General features: G+C 67.6%; 2 protein-coding genes. Both read right to left on the bottom strand.

Annotated elements, in window-relative coordinates; all coding sequences use genetic code 11:
- Window positions 1-740 (bottom strand): ABC transporter permease (locus tag ACP4J3_RS50640; RefSeq protein ID WP_426545048.1); only part of this gene is annotated, 740 nt, incomplete at its 3' end.
- Window positions 737-1,405 (bottom strand): ABC transporter permease (locus tag ACP4J3_RS50635; protein WP_426545046.1); only part of this gene is annotated, 669 nt, incomplete at its 5' end. The genes ACP4J3_RS50640 and ACP4J3_RS50635, both read right to left, overlap by 4 nt.

Here is a 1,405-nt window from a genome sequence, read left to right as displayed (position 1 = left end):
GTGAGCAGCGCGCTGACCGCGGTCACGCTGGGGTCGATCTCGAAGGTGAGGGAGTTGTAGACCCGCACCGGCAGGGTGACGGTGTCGACCGAGGACAGGAACTGGGAGATGTAGAACTCGTCGAAGCTGGTGATGAAGGAGAAGATCGCCGCCGCGATCATCCCGGGGGCGGCCAGGGGGAAGGTGATGCGCCGGGCGATGGTGAGGCGCCCGGCGCCCATGCTGGCGGCGGCGTCTTCGAGGCGTTCGTCGATGCCGCGCAGGGTCGCGATCAGGATCAGCACCGCGATGGGTGAGGCCAGCACGGTGTGGCCGAGGGCGATGGCGATCGGGCTGCCCAGCATCGCGGCCGGCTCGAAGAGCAGGAACAGGCCGAGCGCGGTGACGATCTGCGGAATGACCAGCGGTCCGAGGACCAGGGCGAAGACCGCCGAGCGCAGCGGGAGTTCACTGCGGACCAGGGCGGTCGCCGCGGTCACACCGATGATGAGGGAGAACAGGGTGCTCAGGCAGGCGACGAACGCGCTGAGCGTCAGGGCGGCGGGCCACTTGCTGCCGTCGGCGAACAGCGCCTTGTACCAGTTCAGCGTCCACGCCTCGGGCGGGAAGGCGGCGAAGGCATTGTTGCTGAAGGAGGTGACGAGGATGACCACGATCGGCAGCGCCAGGAACAGCAGGATCACGGTGGCAACCGCGGTCAGGGCAATCCGCCCGGCGAGAGTCTTGCGCAGCTCCATCATGACGCACTCCTCTTCCTACGGCTGGCGCCCAGGGAGCCTGCGGCCTTGACCAGCAGCAGTCCGGCCAGGGTGAGCAGCAGCAGGATGACTCCCTGGGCTGCGGCCCCGTTCCACTGGTTCTCCTTCGTCACCTGCTGGTTGATGAGGGTGGCGATCATCGTCTGGTTGGGTCCGCCCATCAGGGCCGGGGTGATGTAGTAGCCCAGCGACAGGATGAAGCTGAGCAGTCCGGCACTGGCCAGGCCCGGCGCGACCAGCGGCAGATAGATCCGCCGGAAGATCGTCACCCGGCCCGCGCCCATGCTGGATGCGGCCGCCAGCAGACGCCGGTCCACCCCGCGCATCACCCCGTACAGCAGCAGCACGGTGTACGGGAGCATCATCGAGGTGGTGCCGATGACGACACCGAGTTCGTTGTAGAGCAGCTGGAACGGCGCACCCGGTGCCCACGCCAGGGTCTCGTTCACCAGGCCCTTGTCGCCGAGCATGATGATCCAGCCGTAGGTGCGCACCAGGGCGCTGATGAAGTGCGGGACGACCACGACCAGCATCGCCAGGCCCGCCAGGATGGGCTTGAGCCGGGTGATCGCCTGGGCCAGGACGAAGCCGAAGACCAGGCTCAGCAGCGCTGTTTCGGCGGAGATCCGCAGGGTGGTGACCAGCAC

Source organism: Streptomyces sp. UG1, from assembly GCF_049974585.1.
Classification (GTDB): Bacteria; Actinomycetota; Actinomycetes; order Streptomycetales; family Streptomycetaceae; genus Streptomyces.
Note: the sequence above shows the minus strand (reverse complement) of the source record. Positions and strands in the feature narration are given on the sequence as shown.